The following is a 26,448-nucleotide window of genomic DNA, read 5'->3' as shown; positions in this document are numbered from 1 at the left end:
GGCTTGGTTTCGTCGTGGATGGCAATGGGTGGCGTGGTCACGCGCGGCCAGCTGCCCCATCTGCGGACTGTCGCATACCAATGCTGTGCGAATAGTGTACGCGCGGAGGCAATATGAGCAGCTCACAAGACACGTCACCTGACTCGCACCAATCACTGATTGACACTCGTGTGCCAGGTATAAATGGGCGTGAGCTCTTCAATAGGATGCGCGATGTCGAGGACATCAGGGCTCATGTGGTCTTCGTCACCGGCGATGCTCTAGATCCAGGCAGGCAGGCGTTCATCCGTGAGACCGGCCTCCCCTGCCTCCTCAAGTCTTTCGAGGTCGTGGACCTCTTGGCGGTGATGGAAGGGGATTGCGAACGCTGGAGGGCTCTCCGGGGGAATATGGCCCGCCGAGTGCAACGTCCCCACGTTGTGCCTACCGACAGTCCAAGCCTAGTTCCACCATCACTCTAGGAAGTGCATGAGCCTCACGAAGAAGTACGAGGGATATTCGTCTTTCTCCTATCTGGAAGCTGGGAAGGACTACAAGTCCTTCGACCTAGCGGACGAGCTCACGCGCGTGCCGCCGTACACGCTTCCGCTGAGCGAAGAGGACGAAACCCGTGTGCGAAGCCTCATCGACGCCAGCCTCTTGGTGTCGATGCACGAGCACGTCGGGGTCTTCCCGGACAAGATCCAAGAGACCCCAGAGTACGCCCGTCACGGCCGTATGCACACGGCGTTCAAGGGGCTCGCAGCGTCCCACTGGGACTGTGTGTTCGACAACCTCATGGACGGGATTTGCCACATCCATTCTTCGTCGGGGTGGCAGTGGGACGATGTCCTCCACGATCTGGGCATGCGGCTCTGTGATCTGGCCCATCAGGACTTCGTCCTTCATTGCCAGCGCATTGGTGATGTCCAGCGTGCGCACGACGAGGGTAAGGTCGCGTGGGTCGCGACCATGGAAGGGGCAGCGATGATCGAACACGATCTGGACCGGATTGATCTGCTGCACGGCTTCGGCCTGCGTTCGCTCGGCATCACCTATTCCGAGTCGAACGCGCTGGGGAACGGACTGAAGGAGGACCGAGACGGGGGCCTCACCAAGTTCGGCCAGCGAGCTGTCCAACGGATGAACAAGGTCGGGCTGCTTATCGACTGCTCGCACTGCGGGGATCAGACGACGCTCGACACGGTGGAGTGGAGCGAAAAGCCGATTGTGCTCTCTCACATCGGCGCGCGTGCGCTTTGGGAATCGAAGAGGCTCGCGCCTGACGACGTGTTGGAAGCTGTAGCTGCGAAGGGAGGGGTGATCGGTATCGAATGCGCGCCGCACACCACGCTCACTGAGAACAACCGAACGCACAATCTCGACGCGTTCATGGAGCACTTCGAATATGTAAAGGCGTTGGTGGGCATCGACCACGTCGGCTTTGGCCCGGATACGGTGTATGGAGACCACGTGGGCTTGCACCACACTTATATGGCTTCGTTATCACTCAAAGACTCGAAGGGTACCACGAAGCCGGGGCAGGAATACGAGGAGGTCGAGTACGTCGAGGGTCTCGAAAACCCAACGGAAGGTTCTCGCAACATCATCCGATGGCTCGTGAAGAACGAGTATTCGGACGAGGACATCGCGAAAGCGATGGGCGGGAACGCGATGCGGGTCATGGAACAGGCCTGGAGCTGAGGATCCGCACCGCGTGGTGGGCCGCATCAGCGGTCCTGATTGCCGCGGCGCCGGTTTCGGCCCAATCGACCGTCCGCTCCGCGCACCTGTTTGCCGACCTCAGTCCGGATGACGGAGGCGCGGAGGTCCGCATTGAGTACGTGTTGGACACGGAGGGCATCGCGCCGCTCCGTTTCGAGTTATTGGAATTCGGCGACGCTTCTGCGGAGGTCTTCTGGTTGGGGGAGCGGGAGACCGGTACACCCATCCGCCTGGAACCAGAAGTTGGGTCGATGCGGGCGACTGACTTTACGCTGAACGTCGGCCCGGGCCCGACGTTTGCGTTCACGGCGCGGTACTGGGTTGCGAACGCGGTCGAGCGGAATGGTGAGCGAGTGAGCGTTCATATACCCGTCCTTGTCGTTGCGCTTCCACCGTCCGAGGGAGGGCCTGACGTATTTCGCGCGGAGGTCGCCTTGCCCGAAGTGTGGGCTGTGTCTGAGAGCTTTCCGACCGGATTGCGCGCTGACCAGGGTGGCGTTCACTCAGTCGAGTTGGCAGTTCTTCCCTCGGTCGTCAGCCTGCGCGCTGATGCGGACGGCCGATGGCGCCCGGGGGTGCCTCTCGCGATCGACCTCGCGGCCGGCTTGATCCTTCTTGTATTCGCCGGCTTCGGGTGGCGTCATTTGAGGGCCAAGCTCTCATGAATGAGCACATCGTCGGGCAGCCCGGGTTCGTCTTTTGGGGCCTCTTCCTCGTGTGTGCGGTCGTCGTCGTGGGCTATGCGGTGTGGTTGTGGTGGGTGGAACACAAATGACGACTCAGATGTGGGTCTTCGTCGGATATTTCGCCGTCGTCTTTGCGATCGGCTGGTATGCCCTGCGGGCCACGCGGAACGAAAAGGACTATTGGATCGCGGGCGGTGAACTCGGGTGGTTCACAGGCGGCGCCACCATGGCAGCAACGCACACATCTGCTGGGACGTTCGTAGGAACGATCGGCGTCATGTACACCGCGGGTTGGTCGTTTGGCTGGGTGCTGCTCGCCATCCCTCTTTCATACTGGTTCATGGTCGCGGTGCTCGCGCCGCGCTTCACAAAGCAGAAAGAGCTGACGCTGCCCGCGTTCATCGAGACTCGTTACTACGGAAAGGGCATTCGGGGCTTGGCCGCGCTGATCATCCTCATTGCGACCGTCGTGTACATCCAGGCGCAGATCGTGGCCGGAGGGCTGATCGCGAACACGGTCTTCGGTGTCTCGACCACCACAGGGATGGTCGCGTTCACCGTCATCCTTCTGGTCTATACCGTCATCGGCGGAATGATCGCAGTCGTCTACACGGATGCGTTCCAGTTGGTCGTGATGGCGCTCGGGGCGGTCTTTGCAGTGCCTCTCGTTCTTCGCCAGGTAGACGGTATCAGCGGTCTGCTGCACCTGGTTGAATCAGCGCACCCGCTGGTGTTCACGTGGGAGACGATGCCCGGGACACTTCTCCTCACCATGGGGCTCTCGTTCTTCCTAGGCGGGATCGCCACGCCGGAGAAGCTGATTCGGCTCTACGCGATGAAAGACATGAGCACGATCCGGCGCGGTATTCTTTTTGCCATCGTGACGATCCTCGGACTCAACCTCTTGGTCTTCATCTTGGCGCTTGCGTCGATTGTACTTTTTCCTGAACTGCCAACGGGCGACCTCGCGATGCCGATGATCGCGACTGCGGTGCTGCCGACCACGCTGGGCGCGGTGATGTTGGCCGCGATTACCGCAGCGATGATGTCGACCGTGGACTCTTTGCTCATTGTCGCCGGCTCTGCGCTTTCGGTGGACATCTACCAGAACCTGTTGAATCCCGACGTGACCCCCGAGCGTCGGATGTGGATCGATCGGGTCGGGATCCTCCTGGTCGGCTCGGTCCCCGTGGTCTTGCTCTTGAGCGGCGTCGGGGAGGGGGAGTTGGTCCAGTTTATCGTCCTGCTTTTCACAGCGCTGATGGCGGCCGCCTTCGTGATGCCGGTCGTCGGTGGAATCGTTTGGCGCCGAGCTACCAAGGAGGGGGCCGCAGCCGCGATGATCGGCGGAGTGGTAGCGACGTTCGCCTGGGAATGGTTTGGACCCGCATCAGTCGAGCCGGTGCTCGCGGGGTTCCTGGCCTCCGCGACGCTCTTTGTCGGGGTCAGCTTGGCCACACCCCCACCACCTCCGTCTGCAATCGCGCCCTACTTCGATTCTTGACACCCCGCGGGGAGCGGGTGAGGCTGGCAGCCTCGCTCATACACTGAGGCCCGCGCCTCAACCCGTTGGAGTGGTCACGGTGAAGCTCATTCGTTTCTTCACGCTGCGCGAGAAACGATGCCGTTCTCGCGGTCATATGCGAGTCGGCAAGGGCCTGTGCCGGCTGGGTGAAAGCATATCCTGAATGGACAGGACGAATTGGACAGGACCGAATGGCGGACGCGCTACTCAAGCCAGTCTACGCCAACGCCCGGGCGAGGCGGTTGGACCTGAAGGCTTCACGCGGCTAGGCAAACAGTTGCAGGCACAGCAAAGGGTGGCGTTTTCAGGACTCGGAACGCCACCCCGGTTGCTGCTCACATGACTGGTTGGAGCGAAGCCTGGCCGCATGCGGCTGAGCCGTAGGCCCCTGAGGCTACCCCAGATCGAAGCGGTCGAGGTTCATCACCTTGTCCCAGGCGGCGACGAAGTCACGCACAAGGGCACCCTGCCCGTCGTCACATCCGTAGACCTCTGCGATCGCGCGTAGCTGGGAGTTCGATCCAAAGATGAGATCCACGCGGGTGCCGGTCCACTTCTTGGCCCCCGTCGCACGATCGCACCCCTCGAACACGTCTTCGGTGTCCGATGCCGCAGCCCATGTTGTGCTCATATCCAGCAGGTTTACGAAGAAATCGTTGGTAAGCGTCTCTGGACGCTCGGTGAAGACACCGTGCGGCGACTGATCGACGTTCGCGTTCAAGACGCGCATGCCACCAACGAGCACCGTCATCTCTGGTGCCGTCAGCGTCATGAGTTGCGCTCGGTCGACCAGCAGCTCTTCCGCAGACACGGTGAACTCGGCTTTCAGGTAATTGCGGAAGCCGTCTGCGATCGGTTCGAGTACGGCTGCCGACTCCACGTCAGTGTGCTCCTGCGATGCGTCCATGCGCCCGGGCGTGAAGGGGACCTCCACCTCGTGCCCGGCATTCTGCGCGGCTTTCTCCACGGCCGCGCAGCCAGCCAGGACAATCGTGTCGGCAAGCGAAACCTTCTTTCCTCCGGATTGAGCATTATTGAACGCCGTCTGGATTGCCTCGAGGGCCTCCAGCACGTTCGTCAGCTGGGCGGGCTGGTTGACTTCCCAGCTCCTCTGTGGCTCGAGACGCAGGCGACCACCGTTCGCTCCACCGCGCTTGTCTGAGCCGCGGAACGTGGCCGCCGACGCCCAGGCGGTCGAGACCAGATGGGAGACTGAAAGCCCCGAAGCGAGGATCTTCGCCTTGAGCGTGGTGATGTCCCCCGCGTCAATCAGTTCATGGTCGACCGCGGGGATCGGATCCTGCCAAATGAGTTCCTCAGTTGGAGCGAGGGCTCCGAGGTAGCGAGTGCGAGGACCCATGTCGCGGTGTGTCAGCTTGAACCAGGCCCGGGCGAACGCGTCTGCCAACTGCTCTGGGTTCTCATGGAAGCGCCTGGCGATCGGCTCGTAGATCGGGTCTGACCGAAGCGCGAGGTCCGCCGTGGTCATGATGGGTGCGTGCCGCTTCAACGGATCGTGTGCATCCGGTACCGCCTGCGCTGCGGCAGGGTCGGTCGGAATCCATTGCCAGGCTCCGGCAGGGCTCTTCACGAGAGTCCACTCGTAGCCGAACAGGGTGTCCAAGTAGCTGTGATCCCACTGGGTCGGCGTCGGAGTCCACGCGCCCTCGATTCCGCTGGTGATCGCATCGACGCCCAAGCCGCTGCCGAAGCTGTTCTTCCAGCCGAGGCCCTGCTCTTCGATGCTGGCGCCCTCGGGCTCTGCGCCGACGAGCCCGGCATCGCCAGCGCCGTGGCACTTACCGAACGTGTGTCCGCCGGCGATGAGTGCGACGGTCTCTTCGTCGTTCATGGCCATGCGCCCGAATGTCTCACGAATATCGCGCCCGGAAGCGACAGGGCTCGGTTCTCCGTTCGGCCCTTCCGGGTTCACGTAGATCAGCCCCATCTGAACGGCGGCGAGAGGTCTCTCTAGGTCACGCTCACCAGAGTATCTCTTGTCACCGAGCCACTCAGTCTCGGCTCCCCAATAGATGTCTGCCTCGGGTTCCCAGATGTCCTCACGTCCACCGGCGAACCCGAAGGGCTTGAACCCCATCGACTCCAGGGCACAGTCGCCCGCGAATATCATGAGGTCGGCCCAGGAGATCTTGCTGCCGTACTTCTGCTTGATCGGCCAAAGCAGTCGGCGCGCCTTGTCGAGGTTTCCGTTATCAGGCCAGCTATTGAGAGGCGCGAAGCGTTGGGTGCCCGAGGACGCGCCGCCGCGGCCGTCTCCGGTGCGGTAGGTGCCAGCGCTGTGCCAGGACATCCGAATGAAGAGAGGTCCATAGTGACCGTAATCGGCCGGCCACCATGCCTGCGATGTAGTCATAAGCTCGAAAAGGTCCTTCTTGAGGACCTCGATATCGAGCTTCTTAAATTCATTCGCGTAGTTGAACGCGTTGCCCATGGGGTCGGACACGGGAGAGTTCTGGTGGAGGACCGAGAGGTCCAGCTGGTTCGGCCACCAGTCGCGGTTCGACGTACCCTCCGCAGTCGTGGGTATGTCGACATCGTGCATGACGGGGCATTTGCCTGCAGTCTCGCCAGCATGTTCGTCCATGGGTCTTCCTATATCGTGGTGCGTTGAGTGGTCTCGACGACCGATAATTGTCCGCGAATTTAGATATTACGTCAAATTACTGATGATTGTGTGAGGCATAAGCAGCGTTTAAGAGTGCTCCGAAGTCGTTCAGAGGAACGCGAGAATGCTCATCTGGCCACCACACGCGGGACAGAGAAGCGGCAGCACCTCAAGATCCGAGCGAGCAGGGTGGCCCAGCGGACACGAGCGGAGCTGGAGGGCGAGTGGGCTCAGCATCGGTGGAAGACTCTGGTCCTGGGCTCAGCAGCTGGGCAGTGGGTATCTCGGCTTGGAGACTGCCGAAGTGGATTACCCCGGCCCGGAGTCCGGCATTCGGGGCGAGCACCCCATGGTAGCGGTGCGATCGAGGCGATGATATTGCGACCCATTTTGGCGGCGATGATCACCGTCTCGACGCACTCTTTAGTCTTTAAAGCCGTTGCAGACGAGGGGTAGCAATTCTTCGTCGACGGGCGCCCGAGCCGAACCCGGTACGCCCAGCCCTACGATGCGGGGGCGCGGGCCGAGCTGCGCGAGATCAGCGAGCGCCTCATCGGGCGCTGAGCCGGCCAAATGCAAGGCGGGGGCATGGAACCCAACGTCCACGCCCCCGCCCCTGTAGCCACCCGCTGAGGCTAGGCGCTCGGCAGAGTCGACTCCCACTCGACCATGCGACGTACGTGATCCGGGGTAGGCATCCGTCCCCGTCCCCCACCCAGGTTGTCGATCATGTGCTCGGGGTCGCCCGTGCCCGGACAGGCGACGGAAATAGCCGGGTGGGCCACGGCATATTTGAGCATGAACTGCGCCCAGGTATGCGCATCGAACTCAGCCGCCCACTCCGGGAGCTCCCGATCGCCAATCCGTGACCACATGCGGCTCCGCCCGAAGGGCAGATAGACCAGCACCCCGATCCCTTGATCCTGGGCCAAGGGAAGGATCCGCTCCTCCACACCGCGGTTATCGATCGCGTAGTCGATGCCAATGAAGTCGATCGGATAGTCCCGCATCACCTGCTCCAACTCGCCGTACTGCCTTGCGCTCGTCGTGGTGATGCCGATGTAGCGGATCCGGCCTTCGTCCTTGTATTCCTTCAGGATCCCGAGTTGCGTCGCCGGATCACCCATGTTGTGCACTTGATTGAGGTCGATCACGTCGCGGCGCATGCGCTCGAACGACCGCTCGATCTGCTCACGCACGGCTGCGGGGTCGGCCTCCGAACTCCCTCTCCCGACCACATTCACCTTCGTGGCCCAGAAGATGTCGTCGCCGAATCCGTCTTCGTCGCCCCACTGGCCCCCGTATTCCTCGGAGCCACCCCCGCCGTATCCGGCCGCGCTGTCGAAGAGTCGTCCCACACCCTCGGCATCCTTCGCGAGCTCGTGCATGACGGCCCGATGGTCGGCGAGCTCCTCAACTGACGAATTACTGTTGATCCACCGCCCACCGAGTCCGATGACGGGAAGTTGCTCGCCACTCGAGGGAATGGGTCGCGTGTTCACCGCGCCGTCCTGCAGTGCCATGAGCAGGTTGGGCTTCAGGCCGAGGGCTGCGGTAGCAGTAGCGCTGAGTCGAAGCCAATCGCGTCGAGTGATCATGGGCAATCCAGGCAGGTGTAAACGGAATGAAACTTGTGGGTACTTCGATGACCCCGTGGGACTGCGGATCGTTGAGGAATGGACCCCAATCAGCCGGCGGCGGTTCCCCCAGGCGGGGCCGGCGATCGACTAGACCGCCCGGCTCGTCTCCGCCGCCAGCGCCTGGACGCTGAACCGCATCTGGCCGCTCAACTCTACGTCGGTAGCCCGTACCGCTCCCGTAGTGCTGCCACGCCCTCTGGGCGCCCAAGGACCGTGAGGCGATCGCCTTCTGCCAACGAGGTATCACCGCTCGGGAATAACAACTGGTCGTCCCGGCGCAACATGGCAATCAGCGTGCCTTCCGGGAGCGACACCTCGCGAAGCTTCCGTCCAATCAAATCAGCCCCGCCCCGATCGGACTTGAGGGTAATGACGAGCATGCGCTCGTTCCGGAAGAGTGCTTCTTTGAGTTCCTCGTCACTCGAGGCCGCTAGCCACTCATCCATAAACGCATCTTGATCAACGCGCCGGGCAATCTGAGCCAGAATCCGGAGATGCAGCCCGGGATCCTCTTCCGGACTGGCGAGGAAGAAGACCGCTCGCACGACTTCATCCGGAGCGATCTCAGCTTGCCCCTCGAAGTCGACCCCGCCTGGTACACGGGCCAGCAGAACGCTCGGAGAACGCAGAAGGTCTGAGCGCATATGGGGAAGCGCGGCACCGTGTGACACGGGTGTCCCTCCCCGACGCGTCCCTTCCAAGAACCCTGAGCACAATTCATCAGACGCCAACGGCAGTGTCTTGGCCATGCGCTGCGCGGCTAATCCCGCAAGTTTCTCGAAGAGTACCGGGCCTTTGACATCGAGCACATCGGCCTCTGTCAGCAGCTCTTCGAATGGATCTGCTTCACGCGGCCCACGTTCCTTGATGATCTCCCGCAACTCGCGATCTAGGCCGTCATATCGTTGGCGTCCCAAGCGCTCGAAGACATGGAAAATGGCACCTTCGCGCGACACTCGGTCTCGAGCGTAGTAGGTGAACCACATCGCTCCGAAGGTGATCAGCCCTCCAGTAAACAGGGTCGGCAGAATACCCATGTTCACAATCAGCCAGAAGGATCCGAGTATCCCGACGATCTGGATGCCAGGATACAGCGGAGATCGAAATCCGGGATCGTACGATTCGATGCCGCTCTCACGCATGACGATGACGGCCAGGCAGGCAAGCGCGAACATGACGAGCTTAAACGCACTCGCCAGCTTCGCGATCTTAGTCGGATCGAATAGAGTGACGCACAGCAAGATCAAGAGCACCGTGACGACAATGCCCAGCGTTGGTGTTCCACGCGCTCCGATCTTCCCAAAAACATCGGGAAGGAGTCGATCGCGACCCATGGCAAGCGGATAGCGCGACGCCGACAGGACCCCTGCATTCGCTACCGATGAAAAGGCGAGCACGGCCGCCACCGTCATGACCAACCTTCCCCACGGCCCGACTAGGGCTTCAGCAACGGTGGCGACCGGTGTCAGATCGCCCCCGTTTGCGGCCAAGACATCGATCCCGACCACGCCGATCATGACGGACGTGCCCACGGTGTAGACCACAACGATGGTCGCAAACGCCAGGAACATGCCGAGCGGGAGGTTCCTTTCTGGATCCTTAACCTCCTCTGCGACACTGGAGACTTTGGTGAGCCCCATGTAGCTGACGATCACTAAGCCGGCGGTACCGATCACCCCCGTACTGCCGGAATCATAGAAACCCTCGAATTGCGCGAACTCCATCTGCATGAGCCCGAATCCGCAGAACCAGAGCAGCAAGATCAACAACCCGATCAGCAGCAGAACCTGAAACGATCCGCTCTTTTTCGCTCCGAAGTAGTTCACCACGCCGAAGAAGATGGCGAACGCTGCGGCGATGGGGCCGAGCTCCAGGCCTGGAAAAAAGAGGTGCAAATAGGCACCGACACCCACCAAGGCGAAGGCGGACTTCAGGATGAGCGCGATCCACGTCCCGAAGCCGCCGATCGTGCCCACCAGAGGCCCCATACTCCGATCCAGGAAGTAATAGATCCCTCCTGCCTTCGGCATGGCCGTCGCAAGTTCGACTTTGCTCAGAAGTCCGGGCAAAAGAATGAGCGCCGCCAACAGGTACGAGAGCGGCATCGCGGGACCGGCACCTGCGGCTGCGATGCCCGGCAACAAGAAGAAGCCGGAGCTGAGCGTGGCACCCGTAGCCAAAGCGTATACATCCCACAGGCCGAGTTGCTTCTCGAGCGATTGCGGGTTCGCCGGACCTCGGTGCGCGTCAGCCATGGGCAGCATCCATCGTGAAGAGACGGACGTGCTGGCGCGCTCCATTCGGTCCAGTGCTGAGTTGGATGGCGGGCGCCTTGGTTGGTTTTGTGTCTAGGGGAAAAGACCATGCGCCCAGGGCGGACAAGCGCGCAAGGCGTCCGTCCACGGTGAGCAATGGAGGGTAAGTAACCGCAACACATTTTCGTCCCGATGGGCACCACGTGACGGTCGGCTGATGCATGTGCTCGGGGCCGGGCACGGGTCCAGCTGGGCAGAGGGTATCTCTGCTTGGGGTCTGCGCCGGTCCTCCTACCTGTCCGAGTCCGTCACCGTCCTCGCCTTGATCCATCGGTCGAACCACTTGGCCTGTTCCTGATCCAAGTAGATGCGGTGACGGGGCTCGCGAATCCCGTGGCCTTCGCGCGGGAAGCGTAGGAATTCCACGTCGTTGCCCATCTTCTTGAGCGCACGGAAGTACTCCTCACCCTGAGTGATCGGCACGCGCGCATCTTCCTCGCCGTGCGTGATGAGCAGAGGCGTCGTCACGTTTACCGCATACTCGATCGGCGAAAACTCCTCGAAGGTCTCTTTCGTCTCCCAGGGCAGCCCGCCGAACCCGAACTCGAGTAGGAAGGGGATGTCGGTCTGTCCGTAGAATGCATACCAATCGGAGATCGCGGCATGACCGATCGCCGCCTTGAAGCGATCGGTCTGCGTGATACTCCAGAAGGTCATGAAACCACCGTAGCTGCCGCCCATGATCGCGAGCTGATCCGGATCAGCGATCCCCATGTCCACGACATGGTCGACGCCCTCCATCAGGTCCTCGAAATCCTTGCCGCCCCAGTCCATATAGTTGGCGTTGGAGAACTCGTAGCTACGGCCGGAACTGCCCCGCGGATTGCCGCGTAGCACCGCGTAACCGCGCGCGGCCCAAATCTGCGAGCCTGAATTGAAGGCTTTCGAGTAACGGCCGTGAGGACCACCATGAACCTGGAGGATCATGGGGTAGCTCTGTCCTTCGACGTAGTCGAGCGGGTAGGTGAGCACACCCTCGATCTCCCAGCCGTCCGCGCCCTCCCAGGTCAACAGCTCCGACCGCGCGATGTCGAAGTCTTCCATCTCACCGGTCGGGCTGAGCACGTGCTCGATGTTCGACCCGTCGGCATCTGCGATGAAGACCTCACCCGTGGTGTAGGGCGAGCTCCCGGTGAAGATCAGCTTGGTGCCGTCGTCGGAGAGCGTTGTGCCGCCGTAGATGAAGTCGTCGTCGGGCAGGATCATCTCGGGCTCGCCGCCTGTGGCGGACATCTTATACAGATGCGACGAGAGTCCGTTCGCCACCGTGAACAGGATCTCGCTGCCATCCTCGGACCAACGCACACCGGATGCCGAGAGGTTGACGTCTAGCGTGAGGTTTCGAGGCTCACCGCCGGACACAGCCACGACAAAGACATCGTTCTGGGCGGCGCCGCCGTTCTCGACGAGCGAGCCGGTGTAGGCGATCCGGGTCCCGTCCGGCGACCACACCGGCCCACCATCCGACCCAGCGTTGCTCGCGCTGAGATTGCGAGGCTCGCCACCGTCGGCTGCGATGATCAGGACGTCGGAGTTGTCGCTACGATCAGGATCACCCATCTGCGTCTGCGTCCGGTTCGACGTAAACGCGATCCACTCTCCGTCAGGCGACCACTGCGGTCCCTGGTGGTCGAACTCTCCCTCTGTGATCTGCGTCTTCTCACCCGTCTCCGAATCGTACACCCAGAGATGCCGCCAGGTGAGCTTCACCTCAGCGTAATACGCGTCGTCCTTCTTCTCTGTCCGCTCTTCCCATTCTTCTTTGTCGACACGCTCAGATTCCTCGGCGTACGCGATCATCGAGAAGTCCCGGGTGAACGAGCCGCTGTTCGGAGCTTCGTCATCATCGAAGAACGCCACCGCTTCACCACCACGCAGTGAAATCGCCCAGTACTGATTCTCCGCGTCATCACCCTCGCCACGGCGGGAGCTGAAAAGGACGCGACCATCCGGCAACCACCGCGGATTACTCTCGCCACGCGCGGAGTTCGTCAGTTGGATCGACTCATTGGCCTCGAGGTCGTGGACCCATACGTGCGTGACGCTCTCCCATTCCTCCGTGTCCATCTCCCGCTTGGTGAAGACCACCTTGCTGTTGTCGGGGGACAGCCGGTACCCGCTCCACGCCGGTAGGAGGAGAGACTCTTCCATCGTCATGCGCTTCTTGGCCCCATCCTGTGCGAGAGCCGAGCTCGCAGCCACAGCGAAGAGTGCGAGCGCTGATACGATGGTCCGTCCGTTGCTTCTCACGGGATCCTTCCTCCGACTCGAGTACGTGTACTTTGCAACATTGGCCGCGTGGACGCGCCTCGCAACGCTAGACAGCTCTCTCCTTGCGTGTACACAGGAGCGCACACCACGGTCGCGAAACAGGAGTCGATGAGCGCTTGGCGACTAACGACAACGAACACTCGGGACCGCCTGACGTCACCTCCAGGCCTTCGTACACGGTACAGCTCTCCCCTTCTCACCGGGTGACCTGGACGGCGGCGTCAGACATCAATGTCCAGCAAAGGGGCCTGGTATTCCAAGACGTCCCGAGCCTCGACGTTGAACCCATCCTCCTCTCTATCCAGAAGCGCCCGATCCCTGGCCTGCACCGCATCGAGAGCCCGCCGATGGAGAAACGCTCGCAGGATTCGTTCGATGAGCGCTGAACGAAACTCAGCGCCCGGCACGCCATCCAGTTGTTTGAGCACATCCTTAGATCGTGTGATCGATGTCTTCACTTTCCTGCCACCGGTATCCTACCAACGTGAACACGCCCACAACGAGCTTCTGATCGCCTCGTCGCTCTCTCATTGGGGTCGCGACTTCACCGGGTCCCGCACATGTCACAATCGGCCCTCATCCGGACCATGGCTTAGGGCTGATTCCTCCCCTAGGAGCGCCGCACCGAGCAAGAGGCTATTCTGGGCCCGCACCCTAGTCCGATTGGGTCCGCGGTAGGAATCCAAACAATCCAAGAAGCTGGAGGCGGCCATGCGCCGAATCATCCTTTCTCTCGGTGTGGTACTTCTCGCCTCAGTCCCCGCGTCCGCTCAAACAGGGCGGCAGCTGACGTTGGAAGACTACTACAGTGTGAAGAGCGTCGGCTCTCCGCTGATCTCCCCCGAGGGTGATTGGGTCGCCTATACCGTCTCGCTTCGCATCGAGGAGACCAACGGGACAGCGACTGAGTCGTGGATCGCTCGAGCCGACGGATCGGCCGAGCCCGTGCGAGTTCAGCGCAACGGCCAAGACGTGTCCGACCCTCGCTGGGCCGCAGATGGTCTCCTGCGAGTCAGCCATCAGGACCTTACGTGGCTGGTCGATCCATCGCGCCTGAGCGAACCCGCCGTCCGCGACAACAGCGTCGACCCGGATGGTCCCACCAGCCCAGACGGACGCTGGCTCGCGATTACGCGAGACACGCCGATGCCGGCGGTTGCACAGCCAGAACTGACGGCCTTCGAGCAGCGACACGAAGAGCGCTTCAAAGGAGAGGCTTTCGACTGGTACCCTTTCCGCCGCGACCGCCAAAGCTTCCCACTGCCTGACCCTGACGTTCAGCCTTTGACGGAAATCTTCCTCACGCCCGCCGCGGGCTCGGGTGAAGCTCGACAGCTGACAAGCCTGGGACTGCGACCGAGTGGCGTGCAGTGGCGGCCGGACGGGAGTTCACTGCTCTTCAGCGCCGACGAAGCCGTGCTCGACGAACTGGCCTACGGCCGGTCAGACCTCTTCATGGTCACGGTGGAAGGGCAGCTCACCCGCCTCACCGATGACGGCTACACCTACTCGGGAGCAGGTTTCTCACCCGACGGTCGGTGGATTTCGTATACGCGTGGCTTCGGCACCAACATGATCATCGACCGTAAGCTGAGGCACGGCGGACCCCGCGACCTCTACATCCGACCGGCCGACGGCGGAGACCCCGTCAACCTCACGGCCGACTGGGATCTGGATGCGGGTGCGCCGATGTGGTCGCCGGACAGTCGCTACATCTACCTCGTCACCGGTATCGGCGGCGGGAGGCACCTCTTCCGAGTCTCCCCAGACGGAGGCGGAGTCGAGCAGGTCACGACGGGTGAACGCCGAATCCAAGGGCTAGATATCGATCAGTCGTTCCAACGCATGACGTACGCCGTCGGCGAGTTCGAGCGCCCTTCTGACATCTATGTAGCAGACATCGACGGACAGAACGAGCGCCGACTGACCGACGTGCACGAGGACTTCCTATCCGAGGTCGAGTTAGCCAGTCGCCCTTCGGAGCGCATCCTCTACACGAGTTACGACGGCACACCGGTCGAGGGATTCCTGCTGTACCCCTACGGCTACGACCCTGAGGCCGGCACGTACCCACTGATCGTCGTCAACCACGGAGGGCCGCACAGCGCCTCGGGATACGGCTTCAACTTCAAGAACATGCTGTTCGCCGCAAACGGGTACTTCGTATTCCTACCCAACTTCCGCAGCTCGACAGGCTACGGGGACGACTTCAAATGGGGAACGTGGGGAGCCTGGGGCACCAACGACGGCGAAGACGTGCTGGCTGGCGTCGACCACCTCATCGAGCAATACCCGATCGACCGAGATCGCGTGGGCTCGACCGGCCACTCGTACGGCGGCATCCTGACCAACTGGCTGATCACCCGATATCCGGACCGCTTCAAGGCTGCCGTGCCCGGCGCAGGCGCCTCGAACTGGACGAGCAACTACGCGCTATCGGATGTCGCTCGCACGAAGGAGATGGAGTTCCTCGGACCGCCCTGGGATCCGGAAGCCAGAGAGGTCATGATCCGGCAGTCCGCCTACCTCAACTCTGGTGGAGTAAAGGCCGCCACGTTGTTCGTGCACGGAGAGGACGACTACCGCGTTCCGTTGGAGGGGTCGATCCAGCTCTACACGTCGCTCAAGAAGCAGCGGGTGCCCACGAAGCTCATCATCTACGAGGGCATGGCGCATGGCATCCGCGGTCACTGGAACAACGTGCACCGGATGATCAACGAGCTCGGGTGGTGGGAGACGTATCTGAAGCCGATGGGGACGGTGCCGGTGAGCGATAGGGATCGCTGACGCGAATCAGCGTCCCGCGACGAGCTCCTGATAGCCCGGATGCTCTCGTAGGTCATCAAAAGCCGGGTCGAGTTCCAGGAACTGGATCGTCTCCTCAACGGCGGGTCGGTCAACGGTTGGAATATCCGCTAGGCACTACAAACCGGGATACAGCCGGGCGGGAAAGATCCGGGTAGGGGCCCTGCCGGGCCCCTACCCGTCCTTCATTCGGTCAGTTCTGCGGACGCTGTATCACGTACTCACTTGGCGGCTCGGCGCCGAGGAGGTGCGTCACGAAGTAGTCCCAGCGCTTCCGCACGAAGTACGGTTCGTTGAGCCCGTGGGCCCGATTCGGCGCGATGAGCAGATCGAAGTCCTTGTTGGCCTTGATCAACTCGTCCACGACCTGGATGGTCATGGCAGGGTGGACGTTGTCGTCCATGTCGCCGTGCATCAGCAGCAACTTCCCCTGGAGGTTCGCGACATGCGACTTGTTCGCCTCTTCCTGGAAGTTGTCGACGCCCGTGTCCTCGTCGCGCGTCAGCTCACCCTGGTACTTCTCCGCCCAGTAGATGTTGTAGGTGGCGTTGTCGTGGTTGCCAGCACCCGACACGCCGACCTTGAAGAAGTCCGGGAAGCGGAACATGGCGTCGGCGGTCGCGAAGCCCCCGCCCGAGTGTCCGTACATCCCCACGCGGTCGATATCGATGACCGGATACCGCGCCGCGAGCTGCTGGATGGCCGTAATGTGATCCGGCAGTCCGTTGTCGTTGAAGTCACCGTAGTAGTTGTCGTGGAAGGCCTTCGACCTCCACGGCGTCCCCATGTGATCGAGCTGGATCACGATGAAGCCGAGCTGTGCGAGCGCGAAGTCGTCTCCACCGCCGCGGTAGTTCCACGCCCGCCCGACCGAGCCGACCTGTGGGCCCGGATAGATATGCGAGATGATCGGGTATTCCGCTTCCGGATCGAGGTTCGGCGGGAAGTAGATCAGCCCGTAGAGGTCCGTGATGCCGTCACGAGCTTTCACGGTGAAGACCTCCGCCGGCTGGAAGTCGAGCTCTGCCGTCAGGCGGTCCACATTGGCTGCTTCGAGCGGCATGATCGTCCGCCCATCGGCTCCGGACTTCAGTGCGATCTGCGCCGGTACGTCGATCTGAGACCAGCGATCTACAAAGACGGATCCGTCCGGTGACCAGGTGATCTCGTGGTGGCCTTCTTGTGGGGTCACCAGCGTCAGACCTGACCCATCCCGATTGATCCGATACATGTACGCCTCATAGATGAACCGGTCCGCCTCGCGACCCCGCGCAATGAAGTAGATCTGACCCGAGGCCTCATCGACGCGGAGGACTCGCTCGACCATCCATGCACCCGAGGTGAGCTGGGTCTTCACTGCGCCGTCGGCGCCGAGCATGTACAGATGGGCCCACCCGTCACGCTGCGACCACCAGAGGACGTCATCGTTCTGGAACACGTACCAAGACGCCGGATCGAGTCGAGTGCCGTGGCCCATCTCGACGTAGGTCTTGCCCGTCTCGTGAGCCAGAATGCGCTCCGCTCCGGTGTTCACGTTCACGGCCGTGAGCCACATGTTCTTATATCCGCGATCGGTAGACGTCACGTAGAGCGTCGCACCGTCATCACTCCAGGCGGAGTCCGGCACGGAGCCCGCGTACGACGACTGAAGGGGCCGCTCCGCAAAGCCTACGGCGACGTTGCTCGCTACCTGCGGAAGGGGAGACCCACCGTCACCATCTGTGGTGGCAGCGACATCCAGTGACACGATATGAATGCCCGGGTACGGGATGATCGAGTCGCCCGGAAGTGCGTAGGGGTAGGAGAAGTGTTCTGGACGCTGCGGGGTCATGGAGAGGTAGTGATGGTGCTCTACTTCCCGCTCATCGTCTCTCGATACGGCCACGCGCCGCGAGTCGGGCGACCAACTGACCGAAGGGCGTCGTGGGCCGGGATTCCGCAGCTGACTGGGGCGTGGCGCCCCGAGTCCGTAGGAGTTGTACTCCTCTCCATCCGTCGTGACGCGGATCGAGTCTCCGCCACCCGTCGGGCGAACGTAGAGGTCGTAGTCGACCACGAATGCCTCCCACAATCCGTCGGGCGACTCGACGTAGGGGGTGTCGCTCGCGACGGTATCTCCGACCATGCAGGAGTACTGGACGATGTTGCACGTGAACTGCTGCTTCCGAGCGGCGAACTCGATCGTGCGGAGTTCCTCGCCGAACTCGAAATTGTCAAAGGGCAGCTTCGTGCCGACGTAAGACGTGTCGTCCGCCATGGACATCGCGGAGGCGAGGCGGTGGTGGTCGAAGAGCTGGCGTCGGGCACCCGCACCCGGATCAACGAAGATGAACTCGTGCCCTTCACCCAAGCTGTTTCGGTACCAGAAGCGCCGCCCGTCTTCCAGCCAGTTTGGGTTCACTTGGTCGTTCGACACCATCGGTGTCGTGTGCCAAGAAAGGAAGCGCTCGGCTCTGTTATAGTCGACTTCCTGGGCGGCCGCGGGCTCGGGGATCGACCCGAGAATCGCCAAGGTGAGGGCGACCGAGGCCGCCCAACGGAGTATGCTCATGGTGTTCTCCTGCACATGGGAAATGAAGTGTGTGTCGCGGATGCTCATCCGTTCCGTGCCCGCCACGCCGGGAGGGCCTCGCGTTCGGGTCCCCTCGGAATCTGGGTCGTATCAGATCGGTCGAGGGCGATGATCCAGATGTTCTGGCCGCCGCCTCGGTCGGATGTGAAGGCCACACGCGCCCCGTCCGGTGAGAATCGCGGCTGCGCGTCGAACGCCATCCCCGAAGGAAGCTGGGCCGCGTCACCACCTGCGATCGGCATGGTGAAAAGGTCCCCGAGGAAATCGAATACGATGGTGCGCCCGTCCGGACTCACGTCGAGCGACATCCAGGAGCCTTCATCGAGATCGACGTTGAGCGATCGGCTCTCCTCCCACCCTTCGAGCGGAAGTGGCCGTTTGCTTCGGTCTCCCGAATCAGCTGTTTGCTGCGAGGCGAGGGGAGACGAGACCGCCGCGAGCAGCATGGTGGTCAGGAGGGTCAGTGTCGGCGTGTGCGTTTGGCTCATGGGTTCTCTCGGAGTGGACTGGGATCCGCACCGCTACAGAGTAGGCGGCTTCTAAGGCGCGGGCGAGGGCATCCGCGGGCCGGCAACGGAGGGAACCAGACGGGAGGCGCTGGAACGAAGTAGGGAGCAGGCTCTGGCCCGTCGTCCGATCGCGAGTAGCTTTTCCGCCCGTTTTCTACATCGACCGGACCGACAGCATGAAAGCTCATTCCCTACCGCAGTTCAGCGCACTTCTTCTCGCATTGTTCGTCCAGCCCTCTGGAGCTCAAGAAGCCCCGGAGGCTTGGGACGTCACCATCGCCCGTGGCGACTCGTACGAGGTCGACTTCACGACCGACGAGGGCACGTGGATGAGTACCGACGTGTCCCCAGACGGCCAGTGGATCGCCTTCGACCTCCTCGGTAGCGTCTATCGGATCCCGATCTCTGGTGGTCAGGCGGAGCTTTTGACACGAGACGCCGGAGTCTCTGTCGGTTATCACCCCCGCTACTCGCCCGACGGGCAGACAATCGCGTTCATCTCCGATCGGAACGGGCAGAACAACCTCTGGATCATGGACTCCGACGGCTCGAACCCTCGCGCCGTGGTGGAAGACCAGGCTACGAAATTCTTCGAGCCGACCTGGACGCCCGACGGTGACTACATCGTCGTAAGGAAGGCCCGTCGCTCGACGACTCCTGGAAGCCCGAGCCAGTCCGGCATATGGATGTACCACCGCGACGGGGGAAGCGGCATCGAGCTCGTCGCGACGGGCGACGAATCGGGCGCGGCATGGCCATCGGTCTCGCAGGATGGCCGCTACCTGTATTTCCATGTGAGCCGAAGCCCGTTCATGGCGTCGACGCGGGACGCGACGTCCGGTTCGTGGCAGGTCCGTCGGAAGGATCTGGAGTCGGGCCTCGTGATTTCGATCACTTCAGGTGAGGCCCAACAGCAAGGCCGCGCATCGAGCGGCGGCGGCTACGCGGCGGAAGTCGACCCGAGCGGACGCTACGTGGCCTTCGTGCGCCGCATTCCCAACGGCACGATTTCCTTCAAGGGCCACCAGTTCGGCCCTCGCTCCGCGCTATGGCTCCGCGACCTGGCGACCGGGACCGAGCGTGTCGTCATGGACCCGATCGAGCAGGACATGGCGGAAGGCATGAAGACGCTGCGCATCGTTCCGGGCTACGACTGGACGCCCGACGGTGGCGCCATCGTGCTGTCTCAGGGCGGTCAGATCCGGCGTGTGGACGTGGGTACAGGCGACGTCACGACGATTCCGTTTTCCGCGCGCATTCAGCGAACCGTCTCGGAGCAGACGAAAGCGGAGTTCCGGATTACCGACGAGCCGTTCCAGGCGCGCTTCCTGCGCTGGTACGCTGCTTCGCCCGACGGAGGCACCCTAGCCTTCCAGGCGATCGGACGGGTCTATACCCAGTCGCTGCCCCAGGGGACTCCGAGCAGAGTCACACCGGACAGCTTCGAACCATTCGAGCACGCACCGACCTGGTCGCCCGACGGCCGATGGATCGCGTTCACGAGCTGGGACGACGTCGAGGGCGGTCATGTCTGGCGGGTGGCCGCGGGTGGAGGTAGTCCTCAGCAGATCACGACCGAAGCGGCTGAGTACCTCAACCCGGTATGGAGTCCGGACGGCTCGTACCTGGTCGTAGCCCGCGGTACGGGCGCTCCCTTCCGCGGCCGTGGTGCGGCCCACAATCCCTTCTGGGATCTGGTGAGCGTTCCGGCCGGTGGCGGTGAAATCACCGTGGTCGCGACGACGGGTTTAGAGGGCGGCAGTTCACGCAGCCAGGTCTCTCGCGCGTCGTTCGGTCCCGCCGGGAGAATCTTCTTCCCGGATCGGGTGGCCGTCGAGGGCGAGAACGGGGTCCGCACCGGAGTGGTTTCGGTCCGACCGGACGGGAGTGACCGACGGGTGCATGCGACCATGCGCTTTGCGGACGAGGCGGTGGTCTCCCCGGACGGCTCGTGGGTAGCGTTCCAGGAAGGAGACAACGTGTACGTGGCGCCCTTTCCCTACAACTCCATGGGCGGCGACCCACTCGAGTTGGACAAGAGTGGGGGTACCGTCCCGATCCGTCAGGTCAGCACTGAGGGTGGTCTGTATCCGACCTGGCGCGGAAACGACGTGCTCGACTTCGGCAGCGGACCGCACTTCTTCAGCTACCGGCCCGATGATGAAACGACGGACAGCGTCGACGTGACGCTCATGGTCGACCGACGTATTCCAGACGGATCGATCGCGCTGACGAACGCGCGCATCGTCACGCTCGACAACCGGCAGGTGATCGAGCGAGGCACCGTCGTCGTGCGTGGGTCCCGGATTGAGTGCGTGGGCAACTGTGACACGGGCGGTGCCGACGAGGTCATGGACTTGGCGGGCGCAACGATTATCCCTGGGTTCGTAGACATGCACGCGCACCACTACCGCGAGCACCGGGGCCTTCAGCCTCAGCATGACTTCGAGCAGGCCGTGTACCTCGCATATGGCGTCACCACGAACCTCGACAACTCGATGTGGTCGCAAAACGTCTTCCCGACCGGAGAGCTGATTCGGGCCGGTGGGCTCGTGGGTCCCAGGACCTACAGCAGCGGCGATCCGCTCTACGCAGGAGACGGCGGGCGGCAGAACGAGATCACCAGCTACGAAGTCGCCGATCAGAACGTGGGTCGCCTAGCCGACTGGGGGGCCGTGGCGATCAAGCAGTACCTCCAGCCGCGTCGGGATCAGCGGCAGTGGATCTCCGATGCGGCTCGAAAGCGCGGCCTCATGCTTACATCAGAGGGATCGGATCTGCCGTACAACATGAGCATGATCATGGACGGTCAGACCGGCTTCGAGCACCCGATGAGCTACATGCCGCTCCATAGCGACGCCGCCAAATTCTTCGGAGCGACCAAGACAGTCTATTCGCCGACGTTCATCGTGGGAGGAGCGGGTGCCTGGAACGAGGAGTACTTCTTCCAGGAATCCGATGTCTGGGAGGATCCGAAGCAGCAGACGTGGATGCCGTGGCGTCAGGTGATTCCGCACACGAGGCGGCGCGTGCTCCGGCCCGACACCGACTACAGCTTCCCCTTCATCGCTCAGGGTCTGGCCGACGTCATCGCGGAGGGTGGCTACGGGGCCATTGGTTCACATGGTCAGATGCACGGCATCGGATCGCACTGGGAAATCTGGATGACCGAGGCCGGAACCGGACCGATGGGTGCGCTCGAGGTCGCGAGTCTGCACGGAGCGTACTTCCTCGGCGCTCAGGACGATCTCGGCTCGATAACCGTGGGCAAGCTCGCGGACCTGATCGTGTTGAATTCCAACCCACTCGACGACATCCGCAACACGACCGACATGCGCTACGTCATGCAGGGCGGCGTGGTGTACGACGCCGACTCGCTCGATGAGGTCTGGCCGGTAGCCAAGCCGTACGGCGAGCGTTGGTGGGTCGACCCGACCGGATGGCTCGCGGACGACCGACCCGTCAATTACTGGGAAAACAACCGCTGAGGTAGGCGGGCCGGATCATCGACCCGGCCCGCGCCTCGCTGCGAACGGATAGGAAATTCCACGGCGAGCTTTAAGCATTTTTTAAATGCGATACAGCATTTAAATAATATTTTTCAAACACTTAGGATCAACATGCCTTCTATTCCAACCCCTTATTGGAACCTGCATGCTTTCCCATATACGTTAAATGAAGACCACTCGGTTGTTCTCCGGGCAGGATACATTGAGGCAAGTCCCAATGTTGAGTTTAAGGGCAATATTTTATATTACCAAGGATTGGGAGATTCGATATTGAATCATGACCCTCTCTTTTTAGCCTTAAGGGAAATTGGGTATAAAGTGATCGCTTTCGATTATATGGGGCAAGGGGGGTCAGAAGGTTCAATGAATCGTACGACGATTCAAGGAATCAATGAAATAGGCGATTTAGTTTGGAAAGAATTTGCAACCGTCTCGGGGCAACAGGAGCCTCAGATGAATATCATTGGATGGTCTGCGGGGGGCTTGGCCGCTTATCGGAGGGCTTGTTTTAGTAAAAAGGACGTACGGAAGGTCATTCTGATTGCCCCTGGGATTGCGGTTAATTGCATTGTGGGAGAAGGATTAAAAAGTTTTCCCCCAAACAAAATCACGCTCCGAACTTTGACGAATGCAAAACCCACTGCTCAAGAGGATCCCCACGTCGACCCCATTGAACCTCAGAGCCCCGTAGAGGTTCCTTTGTTTACCCTAAATTTATTGAAAACTGCGTGGCTTTCTCAGCGAGCCTGGAAAATTCCAAAGCACATACAGGGGCATGCCTTTTTATCAGGGCCCAATGATAGTTATGTGGATGCAGGAAAAACCTTGAAGGTCATTCAAAGTAATGCTTCTCATTTTAAAACCCATATGTTTTCAGAAGCTCTTCATGAAATAGATAATGAAACGCCTCGAGTTGCGAATAAGTTTCGCCAAAAAGTTTTACAGTTCTTAAATGAAAAATAACTATCTTAAGTTGCTACTCGTTGGAACCTGTCTTTATCTTGCTGTCTGTCCTCATCTTTGTGGAACGAAATACCAGGTAGGGTAACGGATAGGAAATTCAACGGCCAAGTGAGATGAGAGGCGAGCGCGGACAGCGTGAGGCATGGGCTGCGGATCATGGGGCTACGGCTCTGGCCCGAGCGCAGCCCGAGCGGAGTCACGCACAGTGCTCAGAAGTGGGAGGGCGACGAGGGGATGTCGAAATGCACGGAAGGGAGCGCCCGGTGGCGGAACATGTTCGGACAGAGTGGAGAGGGGCTCAGTCGTCGAAGTCGCCGGGCAGTGACGAGTCGAATACGAACACTGGGATCCGCTCGGCCTGGGCAGGCTCGAAGGCCGGGGTCTGGCCCGAGGAGGAAGTCTCCTTTCGGGGTCTGCCGAAGTGAATTACGGTGGCCCGGAGTCCGGCATTCGGAGCGAGCACCCCATGGTAGTGGTGGCGATGGAGGCGGGCCGAATAAATCTTCGATTTTAACGAAAACCGTTCGGCGCATTTTATTTGATTAACACTGACAGCTGCTAAACGATTAGAGTGATTCGTAGGTTTTTATAAGAGGCTATTGTACATTTACCAAATAGCTAAAATAATTTATCCTAGTGGGGTTGAGGTTGGAACCATACAAAATATGGGAATTGTAAAGTAGTATGTCGAAATTGCCCAAAGAGCATAAGTTTATTGATCTTTCAGATTACGGAAGGCCCCTTGCGCGGCTTATCGCCAATTCCCTAAAAGAAACTGCATACACGCCTATCGATGTCACAATATGGTTTATCATTTCCGGGCTGATCGCTGTTGCTTGTATCTTATTGGAATATTATTGGGCGGCGGGTTTTTTCTTGTTGTTTAAATCGATCCTAGATGCTGCCGATGGCGAGCTGGCGAGAATAAGGGGCACGCCTTCGTACACAGGGCGCTATCTCGACTCTGTGGCAGATATACTATTGAACATGCTCATTTTTATGGCATTGTGGTATATCTCGGAAGTTCATTTTGTGTACTGTTTGTTGGCATTTGTAGGAATTCAATTGCAAGGCACACTCTATAATTATTACTACGTAATTTTGAGAAATAATGTGAATGGCGATACAACCAGTAGGATTTTCGAAAATGAAACTCCAACTGCTCTGAAGGGAGAAGCCCAGAAGAATGTAGCTATTCTATTCGGGATCTATAAAGCGCTTTATGGTGTTTTTGATAAAACAATTTATGCTTTAGATTCGAACGCTTCTACAGGAAGGCGACTTCCAAATATTATGATGACAGCTTTGTCAACTTTTGGTCTTGGTTTTCAGCTCCTCATAATAAGTGTGATGTTGGTTGTGGGCTACAAGGAGTATATCGTGTATTTCTTTTTATGGTACTCCGTGATGATCCTCGTGTTTGTCGGTATTAGAAGACTGATTGAAATGTTTTAAATACGATTGTTGCGCTGTTTGGGGACTAGGTAAGGATGTTCGACAATGATTCTTGGCACCCGGCTGGGAGCGGGCGAGGCTGGCAGGCCCGCTGTGAGGGCCGCGGGCCGGCCCCCATCAGTAGGATCCGATGGTCCCTTTCGCGGCTTGGCGCAGGCGCATGGAGTCGTACCCGACCCCACCCTTGAAGACCGTGACGACGTCATAGATCGTGGTAGGGTCAGAGGTGGGATCCCCGCGAATTACCACCAGATCCGCGAGCTTACCGGGCTCCACGGAACCGAAGCGATGCTCTTCCCCGAGGATGCGGGCACCGTTCAGCGTGAGGATCTGAACCACCTCGGGGGCGGAAAAGCCTGCCTCCAAGAGCATCTCATAGTTGCGCAGGTTGCCGAAGCCGGGGAGGTATCCGGTACCCCACGGGTCCGACCCGGCACCCAGGAGGCCGCCCGCCTCCACGAACATCCGTTCCCATCGCATCATCTTGTTGATGAGCCGGGGAGGCACGATGAGCCCGCCGTCCGCCAGATTCGCGTGGGTCCGCTCCACTTCCTGTCGCGTGAGGGGCTTCAACATCTCCATCGCCTGGGGAGGCAGCGTGGCCCGAGCTGGTGTGAAGGTCTCGTAGACCCCAAGCGTGGAGACGACCGCCGCACCTGCCGCTACGATGCGCTCGATACTCTCCCGGACGTCAGCGGACTCTACGTCCAAGTCGGCCTGGATCCTCATGTTTTCGGGCGGACACACGTCCGGCAACTTGCCCGGCACGTAGTCGGAATTGGTGATGTAGCCGTGCTGTAGAGCGTCCAGGCCCATCTCCGCGGCTTCGGTGAATGTGACGGAGCACAGGTGTCCGGTGATCTTCATCCCCAGGCGGTGCGCCTCGTCGATACCCGCCGCCAGCACCTCGCGGCTGGTGCCCCCCACGAACTTCATCCACGTGGCCCCCTCGGAAAACCAGTAGCGGATGACTCGCCGCACTTCTTCCGGGTCGTTCACGATCCGCTGATTTCCAGGCAGAGGTGGGCCACCGTTCAGGTACGGCCCGGTACGGTAGATCCGCGGCCCCGGCGTCAAGCCGGCCTCGATCGTTTGGGCGAGGTTGAGATCGTAATAGGGAAACTGGCTGCCCGCCGGCATGGCGCTGGTGACGCCCATGGCCAAGTACAACATGGGCCCCTCGACGGGCATGGGGGTCATCTGCTCCACCCCGCCGAAGTACAAGTGCTCATGGAGCGAAACGAGCCCGGGTATGAGCGTGTGGCCGGCGAGGTCCAGGACCTGGGCTCCCTCCGGCACGTCGGCGCTTTCGGTCGGTCCCACGGAGACGATGCGCTCACCCTGGATCACGACGGTCTGGTCCTCGAGTATCGGACCTCCGGTCCCGTCGAGGAGCCGCGCATGGATCAGGGCCACGGTGCTGGACTGCACCGAGATGAAGGGTGACAGAGGGGAGAGGGGAGCCGCGTCCGGTGGTGTCTCCTGCGCCCCAAGGGGAACCGACGTCAGGACGGTGACGACGAGGGCCGTGAGGAAGTGGGAGGTGGTGGGTCGGGGCGGCCTCACGGTGTGTCTCCAGAACTGCGGGAAGTGGGTCGGGGGCCGGTAGGGCTCCTCATGGAGGTGGTGATGGTGGCGACTCACCTACAGACGGTCAAACCGGTCTGGTGGTGACGCTCCCTATGGGTCCATTCTCTCCCACCATGAGACACGCTTCCGTAGCCGGCCGGATAGGAAATTCAACGGCCCAAATGAGGTGAGAGGCGAGCGGGGACAGCGTGAGGCATGGGCTGCGGATCATGGGGCTGCGGATTTGGCCCGAGCGCAGCCCGAGCGGAGTCGCGCACAGTGCTCAGATGTGGGAGGGG

The 26,448-nt window shown here is 60.9% G+C and carries 15 protein-coding genes; 7 read left to right on the top strand and 8 right to left on the bottom strand.

What is annotated here, in order from left to right; translation table 11 throughout:
- The first annotated feature begins 468 nt into the window (after positions 1-468).
- From P8L30_09855 to P8L30_09845, 3 genes are all read left to right on the top strand, one after another.
- Positions 469-1,683 (top strand): membrane dipeptidase, encoded by a 1,215-nt coding sequence (locus P8L30_09855; protein ID MDG2240497.1) that lies wholly within the window; start codon positions 469-471, stop codon positions 1,681-1,683.
- The gene (locus P8L30_09850) at positions 1,593-2,369 is read left to right on the top strand and encodes a hypothetical protein (GenBank protein ID MDG2240496.1); all 777 of its coding nucleotides are present in this window, start codon (positions 1,593-1,595) and stop codon (positions 2,367-2,369) included. Before P8L30_09855 ends, P8L30_09850 begins: the two co-directional genes overlap by 91 nt.
- 106 nt (positions 2,370-2,475) lie before the next feature.
- Positions 2,476-3,894: a sodium/solute symporter gene (locus P8L30_09845; GenBank protein ID MDG2240495.1), complete on the top strand. Its 1,419-nt coding sequence runs from the start codon at positions 2,476-2,478 to the stop codon at positions 3,892-3,894.
- 415 nt (positions 3,895-4,309) lie between these two features.
- Here the strand turns inward: P8L30_09845 and katG are convergent, their stop codons facing one another.
- The 5 genes from katG to P8L30_09820 all read right to left on the bottom strand — a co-directional run bounded on the left by katG (position 4,310) and on the right by P8L30_09820 (position 13,225).
- Complete coding sequence (katG, locus tag P8L30_09840) at positions 4,310-6,520, bottom strand: catalase/peroxidase HPI (GenBank protein ID MDG2240494.1); 2,211 nt, start codon at positions 6,518-6,520, stop codon at positions 4,310-4,312.
- A gap of 656 nt (positions 6,521-7,176) precedes the next feature.
- Positions 7,177-8,139, bottom strand: a complete 963-nt coding sequence (locus P8L30_09835) for an aldo/keto reductase (protein ID MDG2240493.1) — start codon at positions 8,137-8,139, stop codon at positions 7,177-7,179.
- 194 nt (positions 8,140-8,333) lie between these two features.
- A complete protein-coding gene (locus tag P8L30_09830; protein ID MDG2240492.1) occupies positions 8,334-10,436 on the bottom strand; it encodes an amino acid permease in 2,103 nt (700 codons plus the stop codon).
- Positions 10,437-10,727: 291 nt separating this feature from the next.
- The gene (locus P8L30_09825) at positions 10,728-12,746 is read right to left on the bottom strand and encodes a S9 family peptidase (GenBank protein MDG2240491.1); all 2,019 of its coding nucleotides are present in this window, start codon (positions 12,744-12,746) and stop codon (positions 10,728-10,730) included.
- 242 nt (positions 12,747-12,988) lie between these two features.
- Positions 12,989-13,225, bottom strand: a complete 237-nt coding sequence (locus P8L30_09820) for a hypothetical protein (GenBank protein ID MDG2240490.1) — start codon at positions 13,223-13,225, stop codon at positions 12,989-12,991.
- 253 nt (positions 13,226-13,478) lie between these two features.
- On the opposite strand from P8L30_09820, the gene P8L30_09815 reads away from it, so the two are divergent.
- Complete coding sequence (locus tag P8L30_09815; GenBank protein ID MDG2240489.1) at positions 13,479-15,554, top strand: S9 family peptidase; 2,076 nt, start codon at positions 13,479-13,481, stop codon at positions 15,552-15,554.
- A gap of 211 nt (positions 15,555-15,765) precedes the next feature.
- Here the strand turns inward: P8L30_09815 and P8L30_09810 are convergent, their stop codons facing one another.
- The gene (locus P8L30_09810) at positions 15,766-18,123 is read right to left on the bottom strand and encodes a DPP IV N-terminal domain-containing protein (protein MDG2240488.1); all 2,358 of its coding nucleotides are present in this window, start codon (positions 18,121-18,123) and stop codon (positions 15,766-15,768) included.
- Between the two features lie 44 nt (positions 18,124-18,167).
- A complete protein-coding gene (locus P8L30_09805; protein MDG2240487.1) occupies positions 18,168-18,632 on the bottom strand; it encodes a hypothetical protein in 465 nt (154 codons plus the stop codon).
- 197 nt (positions 18,633-18,829) lie between these two features.
- Here P8L30_09805 and P8L30_09800 point away from each other — a divergent pair, with 197 nt between their 5' ends.
- From P8L30_09800 to P8L30_09790, 3 genes are all read left to right on the top strand, one after another.
- Complete coding sequence (locus P8L30_09800; GenBank protein MDG2240486.1) at positions 18,830-22,141, top strand: amidohydrolase family protein; 3,312 nt, start codon at positions 18,830-18,832, stop codon at positions 22,139-22,141.
- Positions 22,142-22,273: 132 nt separating this feature from the next.
- Positions 22,274-23,125 (top strand): alpha/beta fold hydrolase, encoded by an 852-nt coding sequence (locus tag P8L30_09795; protein MDG2240485.1) that lies wholly within the window; start codon positions 22,274-22,276, stop codon positions 23,123-23,125.
- Between the two features lie 684 nt (positions 23,126-23,809).
- Positions 23,810-24,580 carry a CDP-alcohol phosphatidyltransferase family protein gene (locus tag P8L30_09790; protein ID MDG2240484.1) on the top strand — a complete coding sequence of 257 codons (771 nt, stop codon included), beginning with the start codon at positions 23,810-23,812 and terminating at the stop codon, positions 24,578-24,580.
- A 117-nt stretch (positions 24,581-24,697) separates the two neighbouring features.
- On the opposite strand, the gene P8L30_09785 is transcribed toward P8L30_09790, so the two are convergent.
- Positions 24,698-26,146 (bottom strand): amidohydrolase family protein, encoded by a 1,449-nt coding sequence (locus P8L30_09785; protein MDG2240483.1) that lies wholly within the window; start codon positions 26,144-26,146, stop codon positions 24,698-24,700.
- Positions 26,147-26,448 lie beyond the last annotated feature (302 nt).

It is taken from the genome of Longimicrobiales bacterium, from assembly GCA_029245345.1.
In the GTDB taxonomy this organism is placed as follows: domain Bacteria; phylum Gemmatimonadota; class Gemmatimonadetes; order Longimicrobiales; family Gaopeijiaceae; genus CALFPJ01.
Note: the sequence above shows the minus strand (reverse complement) of the source record. Positions and strands in the feature narration are given on the sequence as shown.

Coding starts and splice junctions, on each gene's coding strand:
- P8L30_09830 (MDG2240492.1), bottom strand. CDS start 10,436: ATGGCTGACGCGCACCGAGGTCCGGCGAACCCGCAATCGCTCGAGAAG.
- P8L30_09815 (MDG2240489.1), top strand. CDS start 13,479: ATGCGCCGAATCATCCTTTCTCTCGGTGTGGTACTTCTCGCCTCAGTC.
- P8L30_09855 (MDG2240497.1), top strand. CDS start 469: ATGAGCCTCACGAAGAAGTACGAGGGATATTCGTCTTTCTCCTATCTG.
- P8L30_09800 (MDG2240486.1), top strand. CDS start 18,830: ATGAAAGCTCATTCCCTACCGCAGTTCAGCGCACTTCTTCTCGCATTG.
- P8L30_09795 (MDG2240485.1), top strand. CDS start 22,274: ATGCCTTCTATTCCAACCCCTTATTGGAACCTGCATGCTTTCCCATAT.
- P8L30_09835 (MDG2240493.1), bottom strand. CDS start 8,139: ATGATCACTCGACGCGATTGGCTTCGACTCAGCGCTACTGCTACCGCA.
- P8L30_09790 (MDG2240484.1), top strand. CDS start 23,810: ATGTCGAAATTGCCCAAAGAGCATAAGTTTATTGATCTTTCAGATTAC.
- P8L30_09845 (MDG2240495.1), top strand. CDS start 2,476: ATGACGACTCAGATGTGGGTCTTCGTCGGATATTTCGCCGTCGTCTTT.
- P8L30_09810 (MDG2240488.1), bottom strand. CDS start 18,123: ATGAGCATACTCCGTTGGGCGGCCTCGGTCGCCCTCACCTTGGCGATT.
- P8L30_09805 (MDG2240487.1), bottom strand. CDS start 18,632: ATGAGCCAAACGCACACGCCGACACTGACCCTCCTGACCACCATGCTG.
- P8L30_09850 (MDG2240496.1), top strand. CDS start 1,593: ATGGCTCGTGAAGAACGAGTATTCGGACGAGGACATCGCGAAAGCGAT.
- katG (MDG2240494.1), bottom strand. CDS start 6,520: ATGGACGAACATGCTGGCGAGACTGCAGGCAAATGCCCCGTCATGCAC.